General features: G+C 69.1%; 16 protein-coding genes, 1 tRNA gene and 1 other RNA gene. 15 read left to right on the forward strand and 3 right to left on the reverse strand.

What is annotated here, in order from left to right:
- Nucleotides 1–75 precede the first annotated feature (75 nt).
- From QN350_RS06635 to QN350_RS06670, 8 genes are all read left to right on the forward strand, one after another.
- Complete coding sequence (locus QN350_RS06635; protein WP_322138063.1) at nt 76–1,335, forward strand: multidrug effflux MFS transporter; 1,260 nt, start codon at nt 76–78, stop codon at nt 1,333–1,335.
- A 200-nt stretch (nt 1,336–1,535) separates the two neighbouring features.
- On the forward strand, nt 1,536–2,954 hold the full coding sequence (locus tag QN350_RS06640; RefSeq protein ID WP_322138062.1) for an NAD(P)/FAD-dependent oxidoreductase: 1,419 nt from the start codon (nt 1,536–1,538) through the stop codon (nt 2,952–2,954).
- Between the two features lie 269 nt (nt 2,955–3,223).
- A complete protein-coding gene (locus QN350_RS06645; RefSeq protein ID WP_322138061.1) occupies nt 3,224–4,501 on the forward strand; it encodes a multidrug effflux MFS transporter in 1,278 nt (425 codons plus the stop codon).
- A 137-nt stretch (nt 4,502–4,638) separates the two neighbouring features.
- Entirely contained in the window at nt 4,639–5,385 is a 747-nt protein-coding gene (locus QN350_RS06650) for a phosphatase PAP2 family protein (RefSeq protein ID WP_322138060.1), read from the forward strand.
- A gap of 108 nt (nt 5,386–5,493) precedes the next feature.
- Nucleotides 5,494–6,795, forward strand: coding sequence for a saccharopine dehydrogenase family protein (locus QN350_RS06655; protein WP_322138059.1), 1,302 nt, complete (start codon nt 5,494–5,496; stop codon nt 6,793–6,795).
- Nucleotides 6,792–8,198, forward strand: coding sequence for an FAD-dependent oxidoreductase (locus QN350_RS06660; protein WP_322138058.1), 1,407 nt, complete (start codon nt 6,792–6,794; stop codon nt 8,196–8,198). Before QN350_RS06655 ends, QN350_RS06660 begins: the two co-directional genes overlap by 4 nt.
- 50 nt (nt 8,199–8,248) lie before the next feature.
- Nucleotides 8,249–9,094, forward strand: coding sequence for a hypothetical protein (locus tag QN350_RS06665; RefSeq protein WP_322138057.1), 846 nt, complete (start codon nt 8,249–8,251; stop codon nt 9,092–9,094).
- Nucleotides 9,095–9,159: 65 nt separating this feature from the next.
- Nucleotides 9,160–11,106 carry a helicase HerA-like domain-containing protein gene (locus tag QN350_RS06670; RefSeq protein WP_323516018.1) on the forward strand — a complete coding sequence of 649 codons (1,947 nt, stop codon included), beginning with the start codon at nt 9,160–9,162 and terminating at the stop codon, nt 11,104–11,106.
- Nucleotides 11,107–11,540: 434 nt separating this feature from the next.
- On the opposite strand, the gene QN350_RS06675 is transcribed toward QN350_RS06670, so the two are convergent.
- A complete protein-coding gene (locus tag QN350_RS06675) occupies nt 11,541–12,041 on the reverse strand; it encodes a hypothetical protein (protein ID WP_322138055.1) in 501 nt (166 codons plus the stop codon).
- A 251-nt stretch (nt 12,042–12,292) separates the two neighbouring features.
- Nucleotides 12,293–12,922, reverse strand: coding sequence for a hypothetical protein (locus tag QN350_RS06680; protein ID WP_322138054.1), 630 nt, complete (start codon nt 12,920–12,922; stop codon nt 12,293–12,295).
- A 104-nt stretch (nt 12,923–13,026) separates the two neighbouring features.
- Here QN350_RS06680 and QN350_RS06685 point away from each other — a divergent pair, with 104 nt between their 5' ends.
- The 3 genes from QN350_RS06685 to QN350_RS06695 are packed head-to-tail and all read left to right on the forward strand — an operon-like array spanning nt 13,027 to nt 15,373.
- The gene (locus QN350_RS06685) at nt 13,027–14,394 is read left to right on the forward strand and encodes a TrkH family potassium uptake protein (protein ID WP_322138053.1); all 1,368 of its coding nucleotides are present in this window, start codon (nt 13,027–13,029) and stop codon (nt 14,392–14,394) included.
- A gap of 34 nt (nt 14,395–14,428) precedes the next feature.
- Nucleotides 14,429–15,085 (forward strand): potassium channel family protein, encoded by a 657-nt coding sequence (locus tag QN350_RS06690; RefSeq protein ID WP_281535939.1) that lies wholly within the window; start codon nt 14,429–14,431, stop codon nt 15,083–15,085.
- 36 nt (nt 15,086–15,121) lie between these two features.
- Nucleotides 15,122–15,373, forward strand: a complete 252-nt coding sequence (locus QN350_RS06695) for a hypothetical protein (RefSeq protein WP_322138052.1) — start codon at nt 15,122–15,124, stop codon at nt 15,371–15,373.
- Nucleotides 15,374–15,656: 283 nt separating this feature from the next.
- Here the strand turns inward: QN350_RS06695 and QN350_RS06700 are convergent.
- Nucleotides 15,657–15,744 (reverse strand) — tRNA-Ser (locus tag QN350_RS06700).
- A gap of 120 nt (nt 15,745–15,864) precedes the next feature.
- Between QN350_RS06700 and ffs the strand changes: the two genes are divergently transcribed.
- From ffs to QN350_RS06720, 4 genes are all read left to right on the forward strand, one after another.
- An RNA gene (gene ffs, locus QN350_RS06705) (signal recognition particle sRNA small type) lies at nt 15,865–15,961 on the forward strand.
- 190 nt (nt 15,962–16,151) lie between these two features.
- Nucleotides 16,152–18,620, forward strand: a complete 2,469-nt coding sequence (locus QN350_RS06710) for a phosphoketolase family protein (RefSeq protein ID WP_322138051.1) — start codon at nt 16,152–16,154, stop codon at nt 18,618–18,620.
- 2 nt (nt 18,621–18,622) lie between these two features.
- Nucleotides 18,623–20,848 carry a phosphate acetyltransferase gene (gene pta, locus QN350_RS06715; RefSeq protein WP_322138050.1) on the forward strand — a complete coding sequence of 742 codons (2,226 nt, stop codon included), beginning with the start codon at nt 18,623–18,625 and terminating at the stop codon, nt 20,846–20,848.
- Nucleotides 20,845–22,041, forward strand: a complete 1,197-nt coding sequence (locus QN350_RS06720; RefSeq protein ID WP_323516020.1) for an acetate kinase — start codon at nt 20,845–20,847, stop codon at nt 22,039–22,041. Before pta ends, QN350_RS06720 begins: the two co-directional genes overlap by 4 nt.
- Nucleotides 22,042–22,078: the final 37 nt, after the last annotated feature.

Consider the following 22,078-nt stretch of genomic DNA (forward strand, 5'->3'; position numbering starts at 1 on the left):
GCGGTGACCGTCCAGCCTGCCCCAGCATCCGTCCCAGCGCCAGCCCCCAGCACCCACAGTGAGGACACGTCCGCCGTGAGCACCGCCACCGCCCCCATTTCCGTCGTCCGGCATCCGGGAGATGCCCTGACCCGGCCGCAGCGCCTGGTCTATGTGCTCGTGCTCGGAGCCCTCACTGCGCTCGGCCCGTTCACGATCGACCTCTACCTGCCCGCGTTCCCCACGCTCGAGAGCGAACTCGGCGTCTCCGCGGCGGCCATCCAGCTCACCCTGACCGGAACCATGATCGGTTTCGGCTTCGGCCAGCTCGTCGTCGGGCCGTGGAGCGACCGGGTCGGTCGCCGCCTGCCCCTGCTTCTCGCGACCGGGTTCCATATCCTGGCGAGCGTCGGTGCCGCGCTGTCCCAGGACATCGTGTGGCTCGGCGTCTTCCGGGTCTTGATGGGCTTCGGCGCGGCGGCGGGCGCGGTCGTCGCCCTCGCCATGGTGCGCGACCTGTTCGGCGGCAAACCGCTCGTGCGGATGCTGTCCCGGCTCGCCCTGGTCAGCGGGCTCGCCCCCGTGCTCGCCCCGGTGATCGGGTCCCAGCTCCTCCTCGTGATGAGCTGGCGCGGCATCTTCTGGGTGCTCGCCGGCTATGGCGTCGTCGTCGTCGTGGCGGTCGCGTTCCTGATCGTCGAGACCCTGCCCGTTCGGGAACGCCACGCCTCCGGGCACAACACGCTCGCCCAGCGCTACCGGGCCGTGCTCGGCGACCGCACCTTCGTCGGGGTGGCCATCATCGGAGCGATGACCTTCACCGGGCTGTTCTCCTATCTCTCGGCCTCGCCGTTCCTGTTCCAGCGGGTGTATTCCTTCAGCCCGCAACAGTACGGAGTGCTGTTCGCGGTGAACTCGCTCGGCATCGTCGCGGGCGTGCAGCTCTCCTCGGTGCTGATGCACCGCTTCAACGTCGCCCCGCAGTGGATCATCGCGGTCTCGACGATCGTGCTGTTCACGGCGGCGATGGCGATCCTGGTGCTCGACCGCGCCGGCGCCGGCCTCTGGGGCACCCTCGTGCCGCTCTGGGTGTTCATCGCCGCGTGCGGCTTCACCTTCCCATCGGCGCAGGTGATCGCACTGGATGCGCACGGTCACGAGGCCGGGACCGCTGCGTCGCTGCTCGGAGCGGCCAACTTCGGGGTCGCGGGGCTGATCTCCCCGATCGTGGGACTGCTCGGCGTGGGCACCGCCGTGCCGATGTCGGCGGTGATGGGCGTGACAGCCGTCGTCTCGATCGTCGTACTGTGGACCCTCGTCCGGCCGCGCTCGCTCGGAACCCTCGACGCGGCCTGAACCCCTGGCCGGCGCCGGGCATCCGTTTCACGACCTGACGTGGGTGCCTTCGCCGCGGAAACGCAGGATGAGCGGGTCCCTGAGGCTGTGACAGCTTCAGCGGCGGTGTGGTCCTGCGTTTCGGCGGCTATTCGGGCGGTTCTCAGATGGGTCGGCCACAGTGGGCGGACAGCCGAGCCCACACGTCCGAGGAGACCGCCGTGCCCGAATCCCACCCCGACCCGTCTGACCGCCCCGACCAATTCGACATTGTCGTCATCGGCGCCGGACCGGCAGGGACCGCCGCAGCGCTCCGCGCCGCTGAGCTGGGCGCACGGGTCGCGGTCGTGGAAGCGGACCGACTCGGCGGCACCTGTGTCAACACCGGATGCGTACCGACGCGGGTGCTCGCCAAGACGGCGCGCCTGATCCGCGAGGCCCGCACGCTCGGCGGCTACGGGATCGTTGTTTCCGAGCCGTGGATCGAGTGGCCCGCCGTGGTGCGTCACGTGCAGACCCAGGTCGACAAGGTGCGGTCGATCAAGAACGAGGCGGAGCGTTTCGCGGCCGCCGGGATCACGCTCGTGCTCGAGGGTCGTGCCCGATTCACCGATCCGCACACGGTCGTGCTCGACAGCGGCCGTTCCCTGACGGCCGACACCTTCCTGGTCTGCGTCGGAGGGCACTCGCGCCGGCTGCCGGTGCCCGGTGCGGAGCTCGCGACCGTCCCCGAGGCGGTCCTCGACCTTCCCGGGCTCCCGAACCGGATCGCGGTGATCGGGGCGGGCAACACGGGTGCCCAGCTGGTCACTGTCTTCAGCGCCTTCGGGTCCCGGGTGACCGTGCTCGATGTCGCGCCGCGCATCCTGATGGCCTCCGACGCCGAAATCGCCGTGACGGTGAGCGACGCCTTCCGGTCCAACGGCGTGGCGATCCACACCGGGATCGACACGATCACGAGCCTGGAGCGGGGCGGAGACGGAGCGATCACGCTCCGCTGGGTCGAGGACGGGCATCCGCTGGCCGCAGACTTCGACGCCGTGATCATGTCGACGGGCTGGCCGGCGGATGTCGAGGACCTCGGCCTTGGGGCGGCGGGTATCGCGACCGAGCGCTCTGCCATCCCCGTTGATCGCTACTTCCGATCGGTCGTTCCGCACATCTTCGCCGTCGGGGACGCCAACGGGCGCGACATGCTCGTGCAGGCGGCCCAATTCGAGGGCGAGGCGGCGGCCGAGAACGCCGTGCTCGATGCCAACCGTCGCACGCCGCACCACCTGTTGCCCGCCGGCGGGTTCACCGATCCCGACTACGCCGGGGTCGGGCTGACCGAAGCGGATGCGCGGGCGCGGGACCCGCACTGCGTCGTCGCGGTCGTGCACTACTCGGGCCTCGATCGTGCTGTGATCGACGATCGGGAACGCGGATTCCTCAAACTCATCTCCGACCGCCGGCGGGAACTGATCCTCGGGGCGCATGCGACGGGGGAGAACGCCGTGGAAGTGGTCCAGTCCGTGACCACGGCAATGGCCGCGGGCGTCGACGTCGCAACCCTCGCCCGGGTGCGGTTCGCCTACCCGACATACAGCGCGGTGATCGGCATCGCCGCCAGGCAACTCCTCGCCGAGCAACCGGACTGAAGCGGATGCCGCAGCCGGCGGAACGCAGGATGAGCGGGTCGCTGAGGCTGTGACAGCCTCACGGCGGCTCTCGTCCTGCATTTCGAGGCGGGGCGAGGGCTGTTCGAGTCTGCGTGCCGGCCTCACCCGGTGCGACACCGGGTGCCGCTGGCCGGCCGCGACGTAGGCTGGACGCAGGTGCGACCTGGCACCCTGGGGACTTTCGACGCAGCCGGACCCGGCCTGCGGCATCCGTCGTCCGCGGGAAAGCAACCAGAGGAGCACCCGCAGTGACCACCGAATCGCTGACCGTGATCACCGCTGCAGACCTGCGGGCGACCGGGAGACACCCGGGTGATGCGCTGTCCCGCGGGCAACGGCTCGTGTACGTGCTCATTCTCGGTGCGCTCACAGCGCTCGGCCCGTTCACGATCGACCTCTACCTGCCCGCGTTCCCCACACTCCAGAGTGAGCTCGGCGTCTCCGCGGCCGCCATCCAGCTGACCCTGACCGGCACCATGGTCGGGTTCGGGCTCGGCCAGCTCATCGTCGGGCCGTGGAGCGACAAGGTCGGCCGCCGCCTTCCGCTCATGCTCGCGGCCGGCTTCCACATCGCGAGCAGCGTCGGCGCCGCGCTCTCGCCCGACATCGTCTGGCTCGGTGTCTTCCGCGTGCTGATGGGCTTCGGCGCCGCGGCGGGCGTCGTCGTCGCCCTCGCCATGGTGCGCGACCTCTTCGGCGGCAAGCCGCTCGTGCGGATGCTGTCCCGACTGGCCCTGATCAGCGGGCTCGCGCCCGTTGTCGCGCCCGTTCTCGGCTCGCAACTCCTGCTCGTGATGAACTGGCGCGGCATCTTCATCGTTCTCGCCGGGTACGGCGCGGTCGTGATCTCCGCGGTCGCCATCTGGATCGTCGAGACCCGGCCGGTGAACGAGCGCCACCACGCCGGGCACAGCACCCTCGGCCAGCGGTACCGTGCGGTGCTCGGCGACCGCACCTTCGTCGGTGTCGCCGTCGTCGGCGCGATGACCTTCACGGGGCTGTTCTCCTACCTGTCTGCGTCGTCGTTCCTGTTCCAGCAGGTCTACGCGTTCACGCCGCAGCAATACGGGGTGCTGTTCGCGGCGAACTCCCTCGGCATCGTCGTCGGGGTGCAGACGAGCTCCCGGCTGATGCACCGCCACAACGTCGCCCCGCAGTGGATCCTGGCCTGCTCCACGGCCGCGCTCGCCGTGTTCGCGACCCTGATGCTCGTGCTCGGCCTTGCCGACGCCGGGCTCTGGGGCGTGATCGTGCCGCTCTGGTTCTTCATCGCGGCGTGCGGGTTCACCTTCCCCTCCGTGCAGGTGATCGCGCTCAACGCGCATCCGCACGAGGCCGGCACGGCGGCGTCGCTCCTCGGGGCAGGCAACTACGGGCTCGCGGGCCTCGTCTCACCGGTCGTCGGGATGCTGGGGGTCTCGACCGCGGTGCCGATGGCCGCTGTCATGCTCGGGACCGCGCTCGCCTCGGTGTGCTCGCTGTGGTTCGTGTTGCGCCCACGCACGGTGCCGCGCCTCGCCCACTGAGCACTCGCCGTTCCCCGCGCCCGCCGGTTGCCGAACCGGTGCCGACACCGACAAGGGTGGCCGGCGCACCGGTGACATGTGTCCGTGGTGGGAACAGGTGCGGCGAGAGCACAGGGTCATCGGCCTAACATGGCCTGATGGACGATGACAGCGCCCGCGCACCCGAGCCAGACCCTGCACCCGCCGTCGCCCCGGAAACCGCGGCGGCCCCGAGTGCCCGCCGCGTCGCCCGGCGCTGGCCTCTCCTCAGCGGTCTCGTGGCGGTACTCCTCGCCGCGGGCCTCGGCGCCCTGATCGTCTTTCGCGACAACGGGAATCCGCTCGTTATCGACACCGAGTGGATGGACGAGATCATCGAGCACCGGGCCCCGATCTGGGAGTACGCCTCCCTCGTGATGAACTTCCTCGGCGCGGGAATCGCCGGGGTAATCATCATCCCGATCCTGATCCTGGTCGGCCTGCTCCTGCTGAAACGTCCCTGGGCGGCGGGTTACTTCCTGGTGGCAACGATCGTCAGTTCCGGGCTCGTGCAACTGCTCAAAAACCTGTTCGGCCGCGCCCGCCCCCAGGACATGCTGGTCACCAGTGATTTCGGTTCATTCCCCTCCGGGCATGTAGCGAACGCGGCGACGATGGTCGTCTGCCTCGCCCTGATCTTCCCGAAGGTGTGGGTCTGGGCGACCGGCGCGATCTGGGTCGTCGCCATGATGGTCAGCCGCACCTACCTCGGCGCGCACTGGCTCACCGACACCATCGGCGGCCTCCTGCTCGGCATCGGAGTCGCCGTGCTGCTCTGGGCGCCCGTCGCCGCGAAACTGGACGGCGAGCGCCGGCTTGCCCGCCGGCATCCGCCCGCCACCGAACCGGTTCGACCGGCTTTGTGAGGTCCGAGGAGCTGGGACGGCTGTTTCGCACCGCTTGAGGCAATAATTCCGTCGAATTGGTCGGGATGCGGGGCAGACAACAGCGGATGAGCGCGGTAGCGTCATCGAATGAGAATCCTCCTAGTCGGGGCGGGCGGCGTCGGAGACGCGTTCGCCAAGATCATCGCCCGCCGGTCGTTCTTCGAGCGGGTGATCGTGAGCGACTACGATCTCGGCCGTGCGGAACGGACGATCGCGGCCGTCGCCGCGAAGTACGGTGACGAGAGTGCGGCCCGGTTCACGGCGGCCCAGATCGATGCGGGTGACCCGGATCGCGTCGCATCCGTCGCGCGGGAGCACGGCGCGACGCACGTGATGAACGCGGTCGAGCCGAAGTTCGTGCCGAGCGTGTTCGCCGGGGCGCTCGCCGCCGGGTGCAACTACCTCGACATGGCCATGAGCCTGTCCGAGCCGCACCCGACGGACGCGTACACCGAGACGGGTGTGAAGCTCGGCGACGACCAGTTCGCGCTCGCCGCCGACTGGGAGACCGCCGGACGTCTCGCCCTCGTCGGGATGGGCGTCGAGCCCGGGCTGTCGGACGTGTTCGCCCGGTACGCCGCCGACCACCTGTTCAGCGAGATCGACGAGCTCGGCACCCGCGACGGCGCCAATCTCGTCGTGCGCGACGAGTCCGGCGCGGAGATCTTCGCGCCCTCGTTCAGCATCTGGACCACGATCGAGGAATGTCTCAACCCGCCTGTCATCTTCGAGAAGGACCGCGGCTGGTTCACGACGCAGCCGTTCAGCGAACCGGAGATCTTCGACTTCCCCGAGGGGATCGGGCCGGTCGAGTGCGTGAACGTCGAACACGAAGAGGTGCTGCTGATGCCGCGCTGGCTCGACGCGAAGCGCGTGACCTTCAAGTACGGGCTCGGCGAGGAGTTCATCGGCGTGTTGCAGACCCTGCACCGCCTCGGCCTCGACAGCGTGATCCCGGTACGGGTGCGCAGCGAATCCGGGCCCGTCTGGGTCGCGCCCCGCGACGTCGTCGCGGCGAGCCTGCCCGACCCGGCCACGATCGGACCCCGGATGACCGGGAAGACCTGCGCCGGGGTCTGGGTCACGGGCACCGGGGTCGACGGGGCGCCGCGTGAGGTGTACCTGTACCACGTGAGCGACAACGAATGGACGATGCGCGAGTACGACGCCCAGTGCGTGGTCTGGCAGACCGCGCTCAACCCGGTGATCGCGCTCGAACTGCTCGCGACCGGCGCCTGGAGCGGCCTCGGTGTGCTCGGCCCCGAGGCGTTCGACGCGAAGCCGTTCCTCGACCTGATGAGCGCGAGCGAGGCATCCGGCGGGTACGGCGAGCCCTGGGGGATGGAAGACCGCCTGGTGCGGCCTGCTTCCGCGGCAGACCCGGCGTGATCAACGGCGAGGTCTCCTTCTGGTGGAACCAGCTCGGCCGGCCGGCGCAGCGCGAGCCGCTGCCCGGTTCGCTGCGGGCCGACGTCTGTATCGTGGGGGCCGGGTACACCGGACTCTGGACCGCGTACTACCTGAAGAAGGCGGCGCCCGGCCTGCGCATCGTGATCCTCGAGCAGCGCTTCGCCGGCTACGGGGCCTCGGGGCGGAACGGCGGCTGGCTGACCAACTCCATCACCGGCGGCCGCGAGCAATACGTCGCCACGCACGGGCGGGATGCCGCCGCCCGGTTCCAGGCCGCCATGAACGACACTGTCGACGAGGTGATCCGGGTTGCCGCCGCGGAGGGCATCGACGCCGACATCGTCAAGGGCGGCGAGTTCACGGTGGCGTGCGACGTTCCGCAGCAGCGTCGGCTCCAGGCGAGCGCCCGGGCCGAACAGGAGTGGGCGGAAACGGATGTCGAACTCCTGACGGCCGCGGAGGCATCCGCCCGCTTGAACGTCGCCGGAGCCACAGGAGCGATGTGGCACCCGCACTGCGCGCGCATTCACCCGGCGAAACTCGCCGCGGGAATCGGCCGGGTCGTCGAGGCGCTCGGCGTCGAGATCTACGAGAACACCACCGTCACCGAGATCACCCCGCACCGCGCCGTCACGGCACGCGGAGTCGTCGCCGCGGACGTCGTCGTGCGGGCGACCGAAGGCTTCACCGCGGGGCTGCGCGGCCTGCACCGGGCCTGGCTGCCGATGAACTCGTCGCTGATCGCGACGGCGCCGCTCGCGCCGGCGGTCTGGGAGAGCATCGGCTGGGAGGGGCGCGAGACCCTCGGCGACATGGCGCACGCCTACATGTACGCGCAGCGCACCGCCGACGACCGCATCGCGATCGGCGGCCGCGGCGTGCCGTACCGCTTCGGGTCGAGGACCGACTCGGACGGGCATACCCCGGCCGGAACGGTCGACGCACTGCGCGGCATCCTGAACCGGTTCTTCCCCGCGACGACCGGGGTCACGATCGACCATGCCTGGTCGGGCGTGCTCGGGGTTCCGCGGGACTGGGCGGCAACGGTGGGCCTCGACCCGGCGACCGGGCTCGCCTGGGCCGGCGGGTATGTCGGCACCGGGGTCGCGACCACGAACCTGGCCGGCCGTACCCTGACCGAGCTGATCCTCGCGCGGGTGGCGGGAGCCGCGGGTGCGGCAGGTGCCCCTGGTGGGCTCAGCGAGCTGCCCTGGGTCAACCACCGGGTGCGGAACTGGGAGCCCGAGCCGCTGCGCTGGCTTGCGGTGACCGGGTTGTACCGCGCGTACGGGATCGCCGACCGCGCCGAGCACGGCGGCCGCCGCACGACGACGTCGCCGCTCGCGACGATCGCCGATCGGGTCTCTGGCCGAGGCCACTGAACCGATTCGACGGAGGGCCGGGCCTGCCGCGGATGTGGTCTACTCGAGGCATGAACGTTCTGCCCCCGTCACATGGCGTTGAGAGTGCTGCCGAGACCCTCGTGGCCGCGTACCGGGTCGCGCTGGCGGCTGCGGACGCGGCCGCGGTCAGCGTGCGCGCGGCCAACCCCGATGGCCTTCCCGCCGTCGTCGCGCTCTTTGAGAGCACCTGGGGCGCGGGACGCAGCCCGGACACCTCCCTCCTGCGCGCCCTCGACCACGCCGGAAACACGGTGCTCGTCGCCACGAGCGACTCCGGAGCGGAACCCGCGTCCGTCGGGGCCGCGCTCGGCTTCCTCGGCTGGGCCGGCGGCATCCACCTGCACTCGCACATGGCGGCCGTCGCCCCTGGCCTGCGAGGCGGCGGCGTCGGCTACGCGCTCAAACTCTTCCAGCGCGCGGTCTGCCTCGAGCACGGCGTCGGCGAGATGCGCTGGACCTTCGACCCGCTGATCCGCCGCAACGCGCACTTCAACCTCGCGAAACTCGGGGCGGAGGTGACCGCCTTCCACCCGGACTTCTACGGGCGGCTCGACGACGCGATCAACGGCAGCGACCGCAGCGACCGCTTCGAGGTGCGCTGGCGCCTCGACTCACCGCGCACTCTGGCGGCGCTCGCCGGGTCCCCCCTTCCGCAGTGGGGTGCCGCAGAACCGACCCGTGACGGCTTGCCCGCCCCCAGGCCCCTGCTGCTCGACCCCGACTTCGAACGGCTCCGCGCCGAGGCGCCGGATGCCGCAGCCCGGCAGCGCGCCGACTCCCACGTCGTGTTCGCCGAGGCATTCGCCCGCGGCCTCCGGCCCGAACTCGCCGGCGACTCCTGGGTCTTCACCTCCCGCCCCGCAGACCCCGCCTGACCCGCCTCGCCGGACAACGTCGAGGGCACCCCACGGGAGGGGGAATCTGGGGTTAGGATCGCGCCATGAATCCGAGCGACGCCGCCGATCACCTGTCCGAGCTCCAGGCCGCAGCCGAGGCCGCGGTCGCCGCGGCCCGTCAGGCGCAGGCCGACGCCGAAGCCGCCCTCGCGAGGGTACAGGCTGCGGCAGTTCAGACGCAGTCGGATGCCGCCAAGGAGACCGCGCACACCGGGACCGACCCGGTGGCGCCGGCGCCGACAACACCCGCGACACCCGAGGCACCCGCAGCAGCCGGAACATCCGGAACAGCCGGAACATCCGGAACATCCGCGGCACCCGCGGCACCGCTCAGCGAGGCCCAGGTCGGCGTGATCCGGGCCGGGTACGCCTTCGGCGGGCCGGCACTCGAGATGGGCGCCCTCGTCAACGGCGACCCGCTCGCCGACGTGCCGATCCGGATCCCGCTCGCGATGACCAACCGGCACGGCCTCGTCGCCGGCGCCACGGGAACCGGCAAGACCCGCACCCTGCAGGTGCTCGCCGAACAGCTTTCCGCGCACGGGGTTTCCGTGTTCGCCGCCGACATCAAGGGCGACCTGTCCGGGGTCGCGACCGCGGGCATCCCGAACGACAAGCTGCTCGCCCGCACCCGCGGCATCGGGCAGGACTGGAGTGGCCAGGCCGCCCCGACCGAGTACTTCTCCCTCGGCGGCACCGGCCGTGGCGTGCCGGTGCGCGCGACCGTCGCCGGGTTCGGCCCGCTGCTCCTCAGCAAGGTCCTCGGCCTCAACGACACCCAGGAGTCCAGCCTCGGCCTCGTCTTCCACTACGCCGATCAGGCCGGCCTGCCGTTGCTCGACCTCACCGACCTGCGCGCGGTGCTGAGCTTCCTGACCAGCCCGGCGGGCAAGTCCGAGCTAGCCGGGCTCGGCGGCCTGTCTCCGGCGACGGTCGGCGTGATCCTGCGCGAGCTGATCACCTTCGCCGACCAGGGTGCCGACGTGTTCTTCGGCGAGCCCGAGATCGACACCCGCGAATTCCTGCGCACTGCGCCCGACGGCCGCGGCGTGATCAGCCTGCTCGAGGTGCCCGGGGTGCAGAACCAGCCGGCGCTCTTCTCCACGTTCCTGATGTGGCTGCTCGCCGACCTCTACAACGACCTGCCCGAAGTCGGCGACCTGGACAAGCCCAAGCTCGTGTTCTTCTTCGACGAGGCTCACCTCCTCTTCGCGAACGCCTCTAAGGACTTCCTCACCTCGATCACCCAGACCGTCCGGCTCATCCGCTCGAAGGGCGTCGGCATCTTCTTCGTCACGCAGACCCCCAAGGACGTGCCCGGCGACGTGCTCGCGCAGCTCGGCTCCCGCGTGCAGCACCAGTTGCGGGCCTTCACCCCGGATGACGCAAAGGCGTTGCGCGCGACCGTCTCGACGTTCCCGAACTCCGGTTACGACCTCGAAGAGGTGCTGACCGGGCTCGGAACCGGCGAGGCGATCGTGACGGTGATGAACGAGAAGGGCGCCCCGAGCCCCGTCGCGTGGACGCGGCTGCGCGCTCCGCAGGGCTCGATGTCTCCGACGCCGGATGCCGCGATCGAGTCGGCCGTCGCGGCCTCGCCCCTCCTGGCCACGTACGGTGCCTCGATCGACCGGGAGTCTGCGCGGGAGATCCTCGCGACCAAGCTCGAGGCGGCCAACCGGGCCGCTGCCGAGCAGCAAGCCGCCCAGCAGGCGGCGCTCGACGCGGCGAAGGCGGCCGCGGAGCGCGAGAAGGCCGAGAAGGCCGCCGCCGCGCAGCAGGCGAAGGACGCGCGGGCAGGAGAGCAGGCCGACCGGAAGGCACAGGCCGAATACGACCGGCTGATGCGGCAGACCGCGGGGCCGGCGCGCACCCGCACGAGCGCGAAGCCGCAGAAGAGCGTGCTCGAGGAGGTGCTTGGGTCGTCCGTGACGAAGTCGATCCTGACGGGAGTCGTGGCCGGCATCTTCGGAACCCGCCGCCGGCGCTGAGCCGTCGCCGGCATCCGCTCGCCCGCGCCGCCGCATGGCCGCGCCGGTTTTAGCGGGCCGCGCCGGGTTTTGCTGGCGACAGCGCCGGTTTTGGCTGGCCGCGCCTGCCGTTTCGGGTGCGGCCTGCGCAAGGGGGCGCGGCGGCGGATAGCGCGGCGCTCGAGGGGATGGCCGCGCCGGTTTTGGCGGGGCGCGCCTGCCGTTTCGGGTGCGGCCTGCGTAAGGGGGCGCGGCGACGGATGCTGCGGCGTTCGCGGGGATGGCCGCGCCGGTTTCGGCATGCCGCGCCGGGTTGTGCTGGCGGCCGCGCCGGTTTTGGCGGGCCGCGCCCGCCGTTTCGGGTGCGGCCTGCGCAAGGGGGCGCGGCGACGGATGCTGCGGCCTTCGCGGGCGCCGATCCGCGGCGTCCCGGGGCCGTGCGCCGCGGCATCCGCTCAGTCGATGTGCGTTGTGAAGCGGCGCTCGAACCAGTAGAGCAGTTCGGGTCTGGACCGGTTGAGGTCCTGCAGCGTCATCGGTTCGGCGACGCGCACGATCGGAGCGTCGAGCTGCTCGACGATCGTTTCCATCGCCCCGCGCGAATAGAACTGGCCGCGCATCCGCACCAGCAGGCGCCCGTCGACTCCGGTGATGAACAGCTGCGGATGCGTGTCGAGCGCGCCGCTCTCGTAGAGGTCGAGCAGCACGATGGATCCGATCATGGACTTGTCGTAGCTCGTGACCCTGCCGAGGAAGCCGCGTTCGGAGACGCCGTCCCTGTCGACCCAGATCACGGTGCGGAAGAACGCGATCGAGGCGAGCAGGCAGATGGCGAAGAGGATGACCTGGCCGGCGAAGACAGGTCCCCAGGAGTCGGTCGGGATCGTGAGCCAGTAGAGAACGGCGGAAACCGGGGCGACGAGGGCCAGCACGGACAGGCCGGATTGTCGCAGCAACCGGCCGTGCGGCCTCAGGGCATGCGCCCGGACAAGCGGCCCCCCAGTGACTTTCACCTTAAGTGTTCCCCCTCGCCGGTGTATCCAGATTATCGCTAATAGTGGGGCGGGTCGGTAGCCACCTTAATGGGGACAGCACGCAGCCCTCCCGTGCCGGCTGCGCGGTCGGACGCCGAAACCGGACGGCACGAGGGGATCGTGCCGCCCGGTTCAGGGTGGCGGCTGCTGGGCAGCCGGTCGCTCTGGCCGGGTCAGCGGCCGAGGATGCCGCCGAGGTCGATTCCGGTGCCGGTGCCGTTCGTGGCGCCGGTGCTGCCTGAGCCGTTGAGGGCGCCGTCGACGATGTCGCTGACGCTCGCACCGATGTCATCGACCGACGCCGAGGTGCCGTTGCCCGCAGCAGCCGTGACCGGAGCCGTGACGGGCGCGGTCGTGTCGGTGGTGAGCGGAGCGGTCACGGGAGCCGTGACCGGAGCGGTGACGGCCGTGTCATTGCCGGAGGCGACCGGGACGTCGTTGCCCGACGCGACCGGGACGGAGGTGCCGTTGCCGATCGAGGCGCCGTTGCCGACGGAGTTGCCCGAGACGACCGGACCGGAGACCAGCGGGGCGTTCAGCACGCCGCCGCCGAGGGCATCCGTGCTGGTGCCGTTCGCGCCGGACCCGTTCAGGCCGGACCCGTTCGCGTCGATGCCGCGCAGCGCGTCGTTCAGCAGGCCGAAGTCGACCGTGTTGGCCAGGCTGCTGCTGTCGCTGCCCGACGGGGAGACGGTGCCGGTTTCCGCTGCCTGGGCCGGGGCGACGAAGCCGCAGACGATCAGGGCGGATGCCGCGACGCCGGTGATTCCAAAGGCGGTGAGACGCTTCGTGATGGTGTTCATAAGAGCTCCAATTCGTAGTTGCGTTCCGGCCTCGGGTATTCCCCGGGCCGCACAAGTAGTCCGGAGCCCTCGTCGGAGTGGATTGGAATCCGTAGAGTGGGCTCGTGCCAGACTCTCCCAGCGCGCTTCGTCGCGCGCAGCCACCGAGATTCCGGGCCCACCCGGCCCAGGTCGGCGTCGCGGCCTTCGCCCTGACGATCGCGATCGGCACGGCACTGCTGATGCTGCCGGTCGCCCGAACCGGCCCGGGCGGGTCGACCCTGCTCGAGGCCCTCTTCACGGCGACGAGCGCGGTCTGCGTCACCGGGCTCGTCGTGGTCGACACGGCCACGCACTGGACGCCCTTCGGCCAGGTCGTGATCATGCTGCTGATCCAGGTCGGCGGGCTCGGCATCATGACGTTCGCGTCCGTCGTCGGCCTCTCGGTGCTGCGGAAGATGAGCCTCCGGTCCCGGATCACCGCGGCTGCCGAGAGCGGCAGCGTCGGACTCGAGAACGTGCGGGGTCTCCTGCTCGGCATCGTGACGACATCCGTGGTCATCGAGCTGTGCGTCGCCGCGCTGCTCGGCGCGAGGTTCCTCTTCGGGTACGGGGAGCCCCCGGGGCGTGCCGTCTGGCTCGGCCTCTTCCACGCGGTCTCCGCCTTCAACAACGCGGGCTTCGCCCTGTTCAGTGACAGCCTGATGTCCTACGCGACCGACCCGTGGATCTCCCTGCCGATCGCTGCGGCGGTCATCCTCGGCAGCCTCGGCTTCCCGGTGCTCGTGCAGCTGCGGCGCTACCCTCGCCTGCCGCGCAAGTGGGTGATGAACACCCGGATCGTGCTCGCTGCGACCGTCGTCCTTCTCGTGGCCGGCACCGTCTACCTCAGTGCCGTCGAATGGTCGAACCCCGCCACGCTCGGCCAATTCGCCGGGCCGGACAAGGTGCTCGCCGGCTTCTTCCAATCCGTGCAGGCCAGGTCGGGTGGCTTCAACACCATCGACTGGGGCCAGATGGATTCGGCGAGCCTGCTGGGCACTGACGTGCTGATGCTGATCGGTGGGGGACCCGCGGGCACCGCGGGCGGCATCAAGGTGACGACATTCGCCGTGCTCTTCTTCGTCCTCGTCGCCGAGATCAGGGGAGAAGGCGCGGTCAACGTCTTCGGCAAGCAACTCGCCAGGGCCGTGCAACGTCAGGCCGTCACGATCGTGCTGATCGCCGTGGCCCTCATCGCCGCATCGACGGTCGTCCTCATGCTCCTGACCGACTTCAGCCTCGACGTGTTGCTCTTCGAGGTCATCTCCGCGTTCGCCACGGTCGGCCTGTCGACGGGGATCACGTCGAGCCTGCCCGTCGGTGGCCAGGTGCTGCTGATGCTCCTGATGTTCATCGGCCGGCTCGGCCCCATCACCTTCGCCTCGGCACTCGCGCTCCGGCAGCGACCTGCGGCCTTTGAACTACCGATAGAAAGGCCGATCATTGGCTAATTTCTCCCTTTTCGGGCGTCGCTCGAGCTCCCGTATGACCCGGGAGGACGCCGTCGTCGTGATCGGCCTGGGCCGCTTCGGCAGCTCGCTCGCCCTCGAACTGATGAAGAGCGGCACGGAGGTACTTGGGATCGACGGCGACGCGGACATCGTGCAGGCGCACAACGGCCTGCTCACCCACGTCGTGCGCGCAGACTCGACGAAGGAGGAGACCCTGCGCCAGCTCGGCGTCGCCGACTTCAGCAGCGCCGTCGTCGCGATCGGCGGGGATATCCAGGCGAACATTCTCACGGCATCACTGCTGATCAAGCTCGGCATCGGGAACATCTGGGCCAAGGCGGTGAGCGAACCGCACGGCGCGATCCTCGACCAGCTCGGCGTGACCCACGTCATCTACCCGGAGAAGGACATGGGCAAACGCGTCGCGCACCTCGTGCGCGGGGTGATGCAGGATTACCTCGAGATCGGCGAGAACTTCGCGATGGTGAAGATGGCGCCGCCGCAGGAGACCGTCGGCATTCCGCTGGGGAAGAGCCGGGTGCGACCGGTGCACGGGGTGACCGTGACCGCGTACCTCCGCGACGGCGCCGGCTGGAACTACACGACCCTCGAGACGGTCCTCGAGGCGGACGACGTGATCCTCGTGGCCGGCGAGACCGAGCGGGTCGAGGCGTTCAGCCGGTTGCGCTGACGCGGGTGTTGAGCCCGCGCCGCGTAGGCTCGGCCTATGAGTAGTGCAGCAGCGGCCGCCGCCCGTTTCGTGAGTGGGGCCGCGATCGGGACCCGCGTCGTCGTTCGCCGCACCATCGAGGGCGGGGTGACGGATGCCGTCGGCTACCTCCGCGCGTGCGGTCCGGTCGACTGCGTGGTCGAGACGAAACGCGGTCTCGTCACTATCGTGCTCGCCGAGATCGTGGCCGCGAAAGAGGTGCCGCCGCCGCCGGCGCCGCGTGCGCCGCGGCATCCGTTCGCCGACTGACGAATCTCTACTGGCGGAGAATGGGGGATTCGAACCCCGGCTGTGGGCGCTGTGCGCTCACCCGTGATCTTGTACTACGTGGCGGAGAATGGGGGATTCGAACCCCGGCTGTGGGCGCTGTGCGCTCACCCGCTGACGAATCTTTACTGGCGGAGAATGGGGGATTCGAACCCCGGCTGTGGGCGCTGTGCGCTCACCGACTGACGAATCTTTACTGGCGGAGAATGGGGGATTCGAACCCCGGCTGTGGGCGCTGTGCGCTCACTCGTGATCTTGTACTACGTGGCGGAGAATGGGGGATTCGAACCCCCGAGGGCTCTCACCCAACACGCTTTCCAAGCGTGCGCCATAGGCCACTAGGCGAATTCTCCTGGCCGGTCATTTCCCGAAGGTAACAACCTCGAAGAATCTTACCTGTTTCTGGAGGCACTTGAGAACGCGGTGTGCGGGGACCTGCTTTTGGCTCGGTGCGGCTTTGCGCATAAACTGGGAGAGGCTCCTCGCGTGGCGCTATCTCAGCCAACTCCCCCAGGACGGAAACGTAGCAAGGGTAACTGGGCTCTGGTGGGTGCGCGAGGAGTTTTTTCATGCCCGCGCGGCCTCGAAAAGCGGTTTCCTCAGGGCACTCTGACGCCCTCTCACCCATCGGTCCGGGCATACCGCGCAGTAGTGAGTCCGCGCGCGTCGCATACTGTGCAGAATTCCGTGATAACGATTCCATATCTACTCATAGACTGGGCTATGCGCGGATCGCGCCCCGACAGTGCCGGAGGCACCCATGGTCAACACGTCCGATAAAACCTTCTTGTGGCCCACCCAGCAGCCACGTCCGCTCAGTGATGAAGCGCTCGCGAGCGTAGACGCCTGGTGGCGAGCCGCGAATTATCTTTCGGTGGGGCAGATCTACCTGCTCGACAATCCGTTATTGCGGGAACCGTTGACCCGCGACCACATTAAGCCCCGCCTGCTCGGCCACTGGGGAACGACCCCCGGACTTAACTTCATTTACGCCCACCTGAACCGCGCGATCCAGGAACGCAAGATCAGCACCCTTTATGTCACCGGCCCCGGCCACGGCGGGCCCGGCATGGTCGCCAACGCCTACCTCGACGGCACATACACCGAGATCTACTCCGGAGTCGAACAGAGCGAACGCGGCGTCAAGGCCCTGTTCCGCCAGTTCTCCTTCCCGGGCGGAATCCCGAGCCACGCGTCACCGGAGACGCCCGGTTCGATCCACGAGGGCGGCGAGCTCGGCTACGCGCTCAGCCACGCCTACGGCGCCGCGTTCGACAACCCCGACCTGCTCGTCGCGGCCGTCGTCGGAGACGGCGAGGCCGAGACCGGCCCGCTCGCCACGAGCTGGCACTCCAACAAGTTCGTCGACCCGCTCGTCGACGGCGTCGTGCTTCCGATCCTGCACCTCAACGGGTACAAGATCGCCAACCCGACCATCCTCGCCCGCATCCCGGAAGAGGAACTCCTCGACCTGATGCGCGGTTACGGCCACAAGCCCTACATCGTCTCCGGAGGCTTCAACGAGGAAGACCCGCTCCTCGTGCACCAGCGCATGGCCGAGACCCTCGACGAGGTCCTCAACGAGATCGCCGACATCAAGGCCCGCGCCCTCGCCGGCGACACCGAGCGCCCGCGCTGGCCCATGATCATCCTGCGCACTCCCAAGGGCTGGACCTGCCCGACCATGATCGACGGCCTCAAGGTCGTCGACTCCTGGCGTTCGCACCAGGTGCCGCTCAGCGACGCCCGCGACACCGAGGCGCACACCCGCCTCCTCGAGGGCTGGCTCGCCTCGTACCACCCGGAAGAGCTGTTCGACGAGTCCGGTGCGCCGGTCGCGAAGATCGCCGCGCTCGCCCCGGAGGGAAACCTGCGGATGAGCGCGAACCCCGTCTCCAACGGCGGGCTGCTCCGCAAGGAGCTGCGCCTCCCCGACTTCCACGACTACGCCGTCGACGTTCCCTCCCCGGGCGCCACGACGGATGAGGCCACCAAGGTCCTCGGAACCTGGCTCGCGGATGTCATTCGCGACAACCCCGACAACTTCCGGATCTTCGGGCCGGATGAAACGGCATCCAACCGTCTCGCCCCCGCCGTGTTCGCGGCGACGGGCAAGACCTGGGACGCCGAATACCACGAGGGCGACACCAACCTCGAACGCGCCGGCCGCATCATGGAGATGCTCAGCGAGCACCAGTGCCAGGGCTGGCTCGAGGGCTACCTGCTCACCGGTCGCCACGGCCTGTTCAACTGCTACGAGGCCTTCATCCACATCGTCGACTCGATGTTCAACCAGCACGCGAAGTGGCTCAAGGTCACCCGCGAGATCCCGTGGCGCCGCTCCATCTCGAGCCTCAACTACCTGCTCTCCTCGCACGTCTGGCGCCAGGACCACAACGGCTTCTCCCACCAGGACCCGGGCTTCATCGACCACGTCGTGAACAAGAGCGCGGATGTCGTGCGCGTCTACCTGCCCTTCGACGCGAACACGCTCCTCTCGATCTACGACCACTGCCTGCGCAGCGTCGACTACGTGAACGTCGTCGTCGCCGGCAAGCAGCCCGCGCCGAACTGGCTCACCATGGACCAGGCCGTCGCGCACTGCGACCGCGGCCTCGGCATCTTCGACTGGGCAGGCACCGAGATCGCCGGCACCGAACCGGATGTCGTCCTCGCCGCAGCCGGAGAGGTCCCGACCCTCGAGATCCTCGCCGCCGCCGCGATCCTGCGCGAAGCGATGCCCGACCTCAAGGTCCGCGTCGTCAACGTCGTCGACCTGATGCGCCTGCAGTCGGAGGCGGACCACCCGCACGGACTCAGCGACGCCGAGTTCGACGCCTACTTCACCGCGAACAAGCCGATCGTTTTCGCGTACCACGGGTACCCGTGGCTGATCCACCGCCTGACCTACAAGCGCCATGGACACGCCAACCTGCACGCCCGCGGGTATAAGGAGAACGGCACGACGACGACCCCGTTCGACATGGTCATGCTCAACGACCTCGACCGGTATCACCTGGTGATGGACGTCATCGACCGCGTCCCCGGACTCGGCGCCCGCGCCGGTGTTCTCCGCCAGGAAATGCAGGATGCCCGCCTCCGCGCCCGTGACTACACGCGCGCATTCGGTGAAGACATTCCCGAGGTCACCGAGTGGGTGTGGGATGCAAACGGCATCGGCGCCACACCGGTGGATGTGGGACTTTCGACCGGTGGGGATAACGTTTAATCGTGGCTGACAGCATCTACATCACCTCCGCCGAGGGTTATACAGGCAAATCTACGATCGCGCTGGGCGTTTTGGACACCCTGCTTCGTTCGGTCGAACGGGTCGGCGTTTTCCGTCCCGTCGCCCGAACGTCCAACCATCCCGACTATGTGCTCGAGCTCCTGCTCGAACACCTCTCTGCGGGCAAAGCCGCGAGTGCGACCGCCGCAACGAGCACCCCGCTCACGTATGACGAATGCGTGGGCGTACATTATGACGAGGTCCACCTCGACCCCGATGCGGCACTCGGCCGCATCGTGCAGCGTTACAAGGCCGTCGAGGCCCAGTGTGACGCGGTCGTCGTCATCGGAAGCGATTACACCGACGTCGGCAGCCCGACCGAGCTCGCCTTCAACCTCCGCATCGCCGCCAACCTCGGCGTCCCGGTGCTGCTGGTTCTCGGCGGTCGCGTCGGCTCCGGCCAGGGCGAGACGCTCAACCAGGACGACCGGCTCGGCCAGAGCGACCCGCGCACCCCGGACGACATCCGCCAGCTGACGGATGTCACCATTGCCGAACTGCGCAACGAGCACGTCTCCCTGCTCGGAGTCATCGTCAACCGCGCCGATCCGACGCGCCTCGACGACGTGATCGGCGCCGTCCGCGACGTCGTCGACGCCCCCGGAAGCGAACTCACGAACGTGCCGGTCTGGGCGATTCCCGAAGACCCGTACATCGTCGCACCGAGCATGAAGAGCATTCTCAAGGCCGTGAAGGGAACCCTCGTCAAGGGGGACCCGGCGCTCCTGTCCCGTGAAGCCCTCGGAGTCGTCGTCGCGGCGATGTCGATGGTCAACGTGCTGCCGCGCCTCTTCGACGGCGCGGTGGTGCTCATCCCGAGCGACCGCCCCGATGTGCTCCTCGCCGTGCTGATGGCGAACTCCTCAGCGACGTTCCCCTCTATTGCGGGCATCATCCTCGTCGGCGGTTTCGACCTCCCGACGGAGATCGAACAGCTCGTCGAGGGACTCGCTTCGTCTGTGCCGATCATCCGCACCGAACTCGCGTCTTACGAGGCCGCGGTGCGCATCACGCACACCCCCGGCCGGATGGCCGCGGATTCGCAGCGCAAGCTCGACACCGCGCTCGCCCTCTTCGAAGGCCACGTCGAGGCATCCGTTCTGCTCGACCGCCTCAAGGTCAGCCGCGCCGACGTCGTGACGCCGCTCATGTTCGAGTACACGCTGCTCGAACGTGCCCGGAAGAACCGCAAGCGCATCGTGATGCCCGAGGGGGAGGACGACCGCGTGCTGCGCGCAGCCGCGACCCTGCTGGCCCGCGATGTGGCCGACATCATCATTCTCGGCGAAGAGGTCGATGTTCGCTCCCGCGCGATCGGGCTCGGCATCGACATCGGCAAGGCCCAGGTGATCAGCCCCTTCGACGAGGAGCTCCGCACCAAGTTCGCCACGGAGTACGCCCGCCTGCGCGCCCACAAGGGCGTCACCATCGACCAGGCCAGGGACGTCGTCACCGACGTGTCCTACTTCGGCACGATGATGGTGCAGATGGGCCTTGCAGACGGCATGGTCTCCGGTGCCACGCACACCACCGCGCACACCATCCGCCCGAGCTTCGAGATCATCAAGACCCGCCCGAACACGTCCGTCGTGTCGAGCGTGTTCCTGATGGCCCTCGCGGACAAGGTCCTCGTGTACGGCGACTGCGCCGTGAACCCCGACCCGACCGCCGAGCAGCTCGCCGACATCGCCATCTCCGCTTCGGAGACGGCCGTCGAGTTCGGCATCGAGCCGCGCATCGCGATGCTCTCCTACTCGACCGGCGAGTCGGGCAAGGGAGCGGACGTCGACAAGGTCCGCGCCGCGACCGCACTCGTGCGTGAGCGTCGCCCCGACCTGCTCATCGAAGGCCCGATCCAGTACGACGCGGCAGCGGATGCTGCGGTCGCCGCTGTGAAGATGCCGGCTTCGGCCGTGGCCGGCAAGGCCACCGTCTTCATCTTCCCGGACCTCAACACCGGTAACAACACCTATAAGGCCGTCCAGCGCAGCGCTGGCGCCCTCGCGCTCGGCCCCGTCCTGCAGGGCCTGCGCAAACCGATCAACGACCTTTCCCGAGGAGCACTAGTGCAGGACATCGTCAACACCGTCGCCATCACCGCAATCCAGGCGGCGTCGCTCGACTCCGCCGCCGCTGCTGCCGCCGCGACTGCGACGGTGTCCGCATGAGCGCCGTCTTGGTCATCAACTCCGGTTCCTCATCTTTCAAGTACCAGCTGATCGATATGGCTACGGAGACCGAGCTCGCGAGCGGACTCGTCGAGCGCATCGGCGAGGCGAGCGGGCACGCCCGTCACAACGCCGCTGGCGCCGACCGCGTCGAGCAGACGCTGCCGATCCCGGACCACACCGCCGGTTTCGCCGTGATGCTCGCCACGTTCGCCGCGAGCGGCCCGCAGCTCAGCACGGCGAACCTCGTGGCCGTCGGCCACCGGGTCGTGCAGGGTGGCAGCATCTTCCAGGGCCCGACCGTGATCGACGACGAGGTGCTCGCCCAGATCAGCGCGCTCTCCGACCTCGCGCCCCTGCACAACCCGGCACACGTGCAGGGCATCAACGCGGCCCGCGCCCAGTTCCCGGACGTGCCCCACGTCGCCGTGTTCGACACCTCGTTCCACCAGACGATGCCGGCACCGGCGTACACCTACGCGATCAACACCGCTCTGGCGGCCGAGTACAGCATCCGTCGGTATGGAGCACACGGCAGCTCGCACAAGTTCGTGTCCGAGGCCGTCGCGGAGTTCCTGGGCCGCCCGCTCGCCGAGCTTAAGACGATCGTGCTGCACCTCGGCAACGGTGCGTCTGCGTGCGCGGTCGACGGCGGCGTCTCGATCGACACCTCGATGGGCCTCACCCCGCTGCAGGGACTCGTCATGGGTACCCGCTCCGGCGACATCGACCCCGCGGTACTGTTCCACCTGCACCGCAAGGCCGGCATGTCGATCGAAGAGCTCGACACCCTGCTGAACAAGCAGAGTGGCATGCTCGGACTGACCGGAAACGGCGACATGCGCGACGTCGAAGACGCCGCCGTAGCCGGGGACGCGGTCGCCCAGGCCGCCCTCGACGTCTACTACCACCGCATCCGCGGCTACGTGGGCAACTACATCGCCCAGCTCGGCGGACTCGACGTGATCGTCTTCACCGCCGGCATCGGCGAGAACTCGGGAATCGTCCGGGCCGGCGCCCTCGCCGGACTCGAATTCCTCGGCATCGAGATCGACCCGGCGAAGAACGACCCGTTCTCCCGGGTCGCCCGCGTCATCTCGACCGATGACTCGAAGGTCACCGTGCTCGTCATCCCGACGAACGAGGAGCTCGAGATCGCTCGCCAGACCCTCGAGACGATCAAGGCCGCGTAACCAGCAACCCGCACAACGCCTGACGGCCGTCCCCTCG

Source organism: Cryobacterium sp. 10I5, assembly GCF_035019865.1.
GTDB lineage: Bacteria > Actinomycetota > Actinomycetes > Actinomycetales > Microbacteriaceae > Cryobacterium > Cryobacterium breve_A.

Coding starts and splice junctions, on each gene's coding strand:
- QN350_RS06650 (WP_322138060.1), top strand. CDS start 4,639: ATGGACGATGACAGCGCCCGCGCACCCGAGCCAGACCCTGCACCCGCC.
- QN350_RS06670 (WP_323516018.1), top strand. CDS start 9,160: ATGAATCCGAGCGACGCCGCCGATCACCTGTCCGAGCTCCAGGCCGCA.
- QN350_RS06655 (WP_322138059.1), top strand. CDS start 5,494: ATGAGAATCCTCCTAGTCGGGGCGGGCGGCGTCGGAGACGCGTTCGCC.
- QN350_RS06665 (WP_322138057.1), top strand. CDS start 8,249: ATGAACGTTCTGCCCCCGTCACATGGCGTTGAGAGTGCTGCCGAGACC.
- QN350_RS06720 (WP_323516020.1), top strand. CDS start 20,845: ATGAGCGCCGTCTTGGTCATCAACTCCGGTTCCTCATCTTTCAAGTAC.
- QN350_RS06710 (WP_322138051.1), top strand. CDS start 16,152: ATGGTCAACACGTCCGATAAAACCTTCTTGTGGCCCACCCAGCAGCCA.
- QN350_RS06695 (WP_322138052.1), top strand. CDS start 15,122: ATGAGTAGTGCAGCAGCGGCCGCCGCCCGTTTCGTGAGTGGGGCCGCG.
- QN350_RS06690 (WP_281535939.1), top strand. CDS start 14,429: ATGACCCGGGAGGACGCCGTCGTCGTGATCGGCCTGGGCCGCTTCGGC.
- QN350_RS06680 (WP_322138054.1), bottom strand. CDS start 12,922: ATGAACACCATCACGAAGCGTCTCACCGCCTTTGGAATCACCGGCGTC.